This window comes from Halorubrum distributum JCM 13561 (assembly GCF_000337395.1).
Taxonomy (GTDB): Archaea; Halobacteriota; Halobacteria; order Halobacteriales; family Haloferacaceae; genus Halorubrum; species Halorubrum distributum.
This window is the reverse complement of record NZ_AOJF01000050.1, coordinates 1-6,004: the sequence shown is the minus strand read 5'-3', so window position 1 is coordinate 6,004 and position 6,004 is coordinate 1. Positions and strand designations below refer to the sequence as shown.

The window sequence follows — 6,004 nt, the reverse complement described above, 5'->3', positions numbered from 1 at the left end:
TCAGAGATGTGTATAAGAGACAGGCCGTCGGCCGACTCGTCGGCCCGCTCGACGCGCTCGACGGTCTCGTCCGCTTCGGCCGTCTCGGGCGGGTACGAGACGGTCCGCTGCGGGTAGGGGATCGAGATGCCGGCGTCGGCGAAGCGGTCCTGTATCTCCTCGACCGCGGTCGCCTTCGAGCGCCACCGGGCCTGCGGGGTCGGGGGATCGATCCAGAACCGGAGGTCGAGGAGGATCGCGGAGTCGCCGAACCCGGAGGGGATCGCGTACGGCTGCGGGTTGTTCGCGATCGTGTCGATCCCGGAGAGGACGTCCTCTGCGATCCCGGCCGCCTCGTCGGGGTCGTCGTCGTAGCCGATCCCCACCTCCATGTGGATCCGGAGGCGCCCCTCGCGGCTCCGGTTCGTGATCGCCTGGTTGGCGACGAGGTCGTTCGGCACCACGACGTACTCCCCGTCGAAGTTTCGCATGTGGGTGTTCATGATCGTGATATCGGTGACGAACCCCTCCTCGCTGCCGATCTCGACCCAGTCGCCGATCTCGAACGGCCGCGAGAACATCAGCACGAAGCCGGCGAGGAGCGACCCCAGCGTCTGCCGGGCCGCCATCCCGAGGACGATCCCGAGGAAGCCCGCGCCGACGAGGAGGCCGCCGAGGTTCACGCCCCAGACCCCGAGGACGGTGATGCCGGCGAGCACGAGCAGGCCGACCTGCGCGAGCCGGGTGAGGAGCTGTTCCTGGTGGGCGGTGATCCGATCGCTGTCGGCCGACAGGTCGGCGACGTACGCCTCGATCACGTCGCTGACGACGTAGGCACCGCCGAGCAACACCGCCGAGACGACGATCTGCGCACCGACCGTGAGGGCGTTCTCCGCGACCGGCGACACCGCGACCACGACGTCGAACCGCCCCCACAGCGTCAGCACGGCGACGCCGGCGAGCGCGAACAGCCCCAACTGGAGGACGCCGACCGCGAGCCGCAGGAGGAACGACGACGGGACGCCGTCTCGGAGCGTCTCGATGGCGCCCTCGGTCGACTTCGCCAGGCGCTCGTCCACGAGCCGCTCGATCCAGCCCGAGGCGGTCCGCTCGCCGGCGCGGACCGCCTTCGGTAACAGCAGCCACCCGACCGCGAGCGTCCCGAGAGCGATGGCGGCGGTGACCGCCAGTCGCCCCTCCGTGCTCGAGATGCCGCTCAACACCGCGCCGGCCCGGGCGCCAAGTCCGCTGATCACGGTCGGTGGTTCGCCGCCGACCGGATAACGGATCCGACGCGAGTCTCAGCCGAGAGAATCGGGGCGGCCGCTCCCGGGAACCGAGCCGCGGAGGTGAAGCGGTCCGTCACCGACCCCGGCGAAGCTCCTCGATCAGCTGTTCGATGAGCGCCGACTGCCGGTCGAGGCGCTCGGACTGCGCCTCGACGGTGCGCCGCAGCGCGGCGACCTCTGTCGCGAGGTCGGCGTCCTCGACGCCGGCGCTCTCGAACGGCGATCCGTCGAACGCGTCGTCCCCGGGAACGGGGCCGTCGGCGTCGGTCTCGGTGTCGGCGACGGGCTCATTGGTCGACACGTCGTCGACCGCCGCGTCCGTGGCGAGCGCCTCGGGGTCGGCCGTCGACGCGGGCCCGTCGTCTGCCTCCCGTTCGATCCCCTCGGCGGTCGGCGCGGACTCCGTCCCGTCTGCGTCGAGCGGGTCCGTCGCGGCGGCGTCGACGCTCGCGTCCGCCGCGAGGGGGTCCGCGCCCAGCGGGTCGTCGGCGGCGCCTTCCGACGCCCCGTCTGCCGACTCGACGGCCGACTCGGCCGACTGCGACGCCGCGGCGCCCGGGTCGGCGGCGTCGTCGGCCTCGAAACCGGGACCGGACTCGGCGGGCTGATCGGCGGCGGCGGTCGCGCCGTCCGGTTCCGTTTCGGTCCCGTCGGCGTCGGCCTCCGCGTCCGCTGCGGGGGACGCCGAGAGCGGGTCGGGCCCCTCGCCGAAGTCGGTCGTGCCGCTCGCCTCCGCGTCCGGGGCCGACTCCTCGGCCTCGGCGGCGGCGACGCGGAACTCCTCGAGGCTCTCGACGCCGTGGAACGAGCACACCGCGTCGGCGAGCGTCTCCCGGACCGCGCGGGCGGACTCGTTCGGGGCCTTGAACCGCTCCGAGCGGCCGTCGTGGACGAGGACGACCGCGGTGGCGACGGTCCCCTCCTCGAAGTCGAGGCCGGTGAGGTCCTCGTAGTGGAACTCCTCGAAGTCGGCGTCCCAGACGGCCGAGCCCACGTGTTTGACCAGCCGCTCGCTGGTGACGATGAGGGTGAGCTCCGAGAAGCGGAAGGTGCGCACGACCGTCTCGCCGGGGCCGGTGACGCCGCTCGCCGAGAGGACGCCGGCGAGGACCGGGTGGAGGACGTCGTCGACGCGCTTGGCGGGGACCGAGAGCGTCTCGTCGCCGTCGAGGCCGTACCCGAGGGTGATCTTCGCCTTGCGGCGGCCCGTCGAGACCTCGATCCGCTCGACGTCGTGGCCGTACTCGTCGACGGACTCGTCGGAGAGGAGGCCGTCGCCGCGGAAGACGAGGGTCCGGGTGGGCGTGACCGCGAGTCGATCGTCGCCGCCCAGCGGCACCTCGGCGACGACGTCCTCGTCGCCGACGGTCGCCGCGAGCAGTTCGGGGAGGCTCATACGCCGGGGATACGCCGCGCCCGGCATAAATCCGCTGGGTCGGGCGCGAGCGCGGGTCGAGCGCGCCCTTCGCGGCCCGAACCGCCCGTGTTTCCGGGTCCGTATCGCACTCGGAAGCGGCCGCCCGCGGCGATCTGCGATCGGTTCACAACCTCCCGACGGATGGGAAGGTTAAAGAGTCTCATCGCGGTACGAACTGGTGAGGCCGGGTGGCTTAGCTGGACATAGCGCCGCACTCATAGGGTTCGGAGATTCGGTGCGGTGACGCCTTGGAAGCGTCCGCGTCCTTCCCGTGGCTCCGCCGAGCCTCGGACCTGGGACATGCGGAGATCGTGGGTTCGGAGCCCACCCCGGCCACTCTACTCTCACACTTCGACGAATGTGCCCGATGAGATACCGGTCTGTACTCCCTCTGCTGTACTGACGCCCCAAGGTGGGTGTCTGTGGTATTACAAGAACGCAGACAGCATCCCATCCACATTGAGTCGCTGTACCTTGCCTTCATCGATGTCAACTGCGGACGCAAGCATTGCTCGTTTTAGATCCTTCGGGGTCGGGTTGTACCCAGATTGTTTCAGTTCCGACCACACGAGCGCAACAGATCCTGCGACGATTGGGGTTGAGAAGCTCGTTCCTGGATCCAAAACAAAGGTACTCTCACCTTCTCCGACCCAGAACTGTTTGAACAACAGTCCAGGAGAGAGGATATCTGGCTTTGTTTTAGAGTGTGTCACGTTTCCTTCCCACGGCGTTTCCTTTTGATTTACCTCACATGACTGATTTGGGGCACAGCCCATGTGAGTACAGTATGCGTCTCTTCCAAACGCGATTTCTGGGTCGATCTCGTCTAGGTGGTTGAAATATCCATCCGGATGCCGTACCCAGTACGCACCAGGTGGGTGGATTGGCCCAGCCCCCCATGCTCTCGTCCGCTGTTGGGCTGTACACTTCGCGATAGATGTCCCAACACTAATCGCGGCTTCTGAACGGGCTGGACAAAAAACGGATCGAGTATCGTCTCGTGTCCGTCGATTTCCGGCACCTGCTACGAGGCAAACTCCCTGTTCCTCTAGTTCTGAAGCCGCAGTACACAGGCGACACTCGGTTTCTGTGGTACAGGATGGTCGCCATTTCCCAGCGGATGCGTTGACAACGTCGATGTCCTGTTCGATCGCGTATTGAAATGCTTTGAGGAAGTTGCTCACGCGGAATGCCTCGCGATCATCTGCGAGTATCCGATAAAAATGAAATGCCGCGTTCCGACACAACCCAGCGAGAGTATACAATACATTAGACCCGTGTCCGGTCGTATCGTCTAAATCACTCGCAATTGGATTTTCATGCCCTTCTACAGTGACATCCAATTCGGATGGTGATTGGTAAATCGAATCGACGAGCAGCACTGAAACCCCGTCACCGCTCGGCAGCAGATCGTCGGGAACATTTGCCTGTCGAATGTTTGCGTGTAACACACTTCTGCGAAAATCACTGAGCGTCTCGGCCCAAGATGGAATTAAAAATCTCCCTGAGAGAGGTCATCCAGTTTGGCGTCAGTCTCAACAGACTCAACGCCATCGACTGTACAGACCGCCTCGATCGCAGTCTGTGGTACCGCGACCTTGATTGTCTGGAATGGGAGCACCTCAACGATTTGGCCCCCCTGATCCCGAACTACCTGTTTCAACTGATCCGCAGACCCTTCGTTAAATCCAACTAGGAGTTCGACGGAGGTGTCCCTCTCTGGATCGTCACGCATATCCTGCGTATCTCGATCGACGTAGAGGGGCATTAATACGACATCCGCTTCGGGCGCAAATGAATCTTCTGTAAACTTAACTGGTCTACATCTCGCGATCGTACAATTTCAGATGTATTCAGCGCTCGACATATTGGTCGCTACCATCTTGAAAGGATGACTCTTCTACCGTCTATCTATCCGTCCTTTTGTACAATCTCTCTTTGAGTACGTCCGCAGGGTCCTATATAAAGACAAAATCGATGACGGTTAGCCTCTACACCGGAACCGCCTCGCCGGCGACGAGCGCGACCGCGACGACGACGCCGCCCAGTCCCAGGAGTCCGTAGTTCGCGAGCGGGTTCGCCGCCGTGAACAGGTCGAGCGTGTACTCGTCGTCTCTCACGGGCGCGTACGGCCGGATCCCCATCGGGGTGAGCGCGTCGGCGAGGAGGTGCGAGAGAATCGTGACGGCGCCGAACAGGAAGGCTGCGCCGCCGAACAGCAGCGCCTTGACGACTCCGCGCTGGAGGCCGACCGCCAGTCCGACGACTCCGAAGGCGACGCCGACGAGCAGCGCGAACCAGACGGTGTGAGTGATCCCCCGGTGTTTGACGAAGGGGATCCGCATGTCGAGGTCGGGGACCATCGCCAGCGAGGCGACGCCGGCCGCGCCGACGAGTCCGACCTCGATCGAGGCGAGGGCCGTGACGAGGAACCCGAGCGGGGCGTAGACGACGAGCGACGCCCCGACGTGGCCCTTGCGGTGCATGTCTTCGACTGCGTCCGCGGTCCCTAAGTCCGTTGCGTCGGCGAGCAGCGCGTCGCGCGTCCCGCCGCGCCGCCGGGCGAAACGCCTACGGCCTCCCGCCGTGACCGTCCGGTATGACACTGACCGCCCGCGACCTGATGGAACCGGACGTGAAGACGGTCTCGCCCGACGACGACGTCGCCGACGTGTTCAAGCGGTTCGCCCGCTACGAGTTCAGCGGCTTCCCGGTCGTTGACGACGACGAGCGGGTGGTCGGCGTGATCACCGAGTCCGACCTCGTCGACCTGTTCGAGCCCGAGGACGAGACGCTGTGGATCCCGATCGGCCTCCCGCCGTTCGTGGACACGCTCTCCTACCAGGTGAAGCGCCCGTGGGCCGACATCGACCTGGGCGTCGACCTGATCCGGAACGCCGACAAGCCGATCTCCGAGGTGATGAGCACCGACGTGGCGACGGTGACGCCGGACGCGAGCGTCGACGACGTGCTGGACCTGCTCGTCGGCGACGACCCGGATATTAATCGCGTACCTGTAGTCGACGAGGACGGGCGCCTCGTCGGAATCATCGCCCGGCAGGACGTGATCCGGGCGTTCCGCGACCGCCGACTGGAATAGATCGGATCGGGTCGTTCTAAGATCTATTTATAAATCGCCGTCCATAGCCCGGCGGTGAACACCTCCAAAGCCCCAGCCGCTCACTTATAAATGGGTGACTGTCGATCGACGACAAAAGCCTCCAAAGCCCCAGCCGCGAGGGCAACGCACGCTCGCTGTCGTTCGAAAGGCGCTTCGCGCCTTTCGTGATGACGAGAGAGCTTTGCTCTCTCGAACCAC

General features: G+C 65.2%; 6 protein-coding genes and 1 tRNA gene. 2 read left to right on the top strand and 5 right to left on the bottom strand.

Annotated features, from left to right (window positions below; translation table 11 throughout):
* On the bottom strand, window positions 1-1,235 hold a 1,235-nt coding region (locus tag C470_RS11775), incomplete at its 3' end, for a mechanosensitive ion channel family protein (protein ID WP_008367466.1).
* 106 nt (window positions 1,236-1,341) lie between these two features.
* A complete protein-coding gene (locus C470_RS11770) occupies window positions 1,342-2,664 on the bottom strand; it encodes a DUF7115 domain-containing protein (RefSeq protein WP_008367464.1) in 1,323 nt (440 codons plus the stop codon).
* A 203-nt stretch (window positions 2,665-2,867) separates the two neighbouring features.
* Here C470_RS11770 and C470_RS15770 point away from each other — a divergent pair.
* A tRNA-Met gene (locus C470_RS15770) sits at window positions 2,868-3,021 on the top strand.
* A 92-nt stretch (window positions 3,022-3,113) separates the two neighbouring features.
* Here the strand turns inward: C470_RS15770 and C470_RS16480 are convergent.
* The 3 genes from C470_RS16480 to C470_RS11755 form a co-directional block, all read right to left on the bottom strand.
* Window positions 3,114-4,067, bottom strand: coding sequence for a S8 family serine peptidase (locus tag C470_RS16480; protein WP_160162945.1), 954 nt, complete (start codon window positions 4,065-4,067; stop codon window positions 3,114-3,116).
* A gap of 110 nt (window positions 4,068-4,177) precedes the next feature.
* On the bottom strand, window positions 4,178-4,453 hold the full coding sequence (locus C470_RS11760; protein ID WP_008367462.1) for a hypothetical protein: 276 nt from the start codon (window positions 4,451-4,453) through the stop codon (window positions 4,178-4,180).
* 223 nt (window positions 4,454-4,676) lie between these two features.
* Window positions 4,677-5,171, bottom strand: a complete 495-nt coding sequence (locus tag C470_RS11755; RefSeq protein ID WP_008367460.1) for a metal-dependent hydrolase — start codon at window positions 5,169-5,171, stop codon at window positions 4,677-4,679.
* Between the two features lie 113 nt (window positions 5,172-5,284).
* On the opposite strand from C470_RS11755, the gene C470_RS11750 reads away from it, so the two are divergent.
* Complete coding sequence (locus C470_RS11750; RefSeq protein WP_004596990.1) at window positions 5,285-5,785, top strand: CBS domain-containing protein; 501 nt, start codon at window positions 5,285-5,287, stop codon at window positions 5,783-5,785.
* Window positions 5,786-6,004 lie beyond the last annotated feature (219 nt).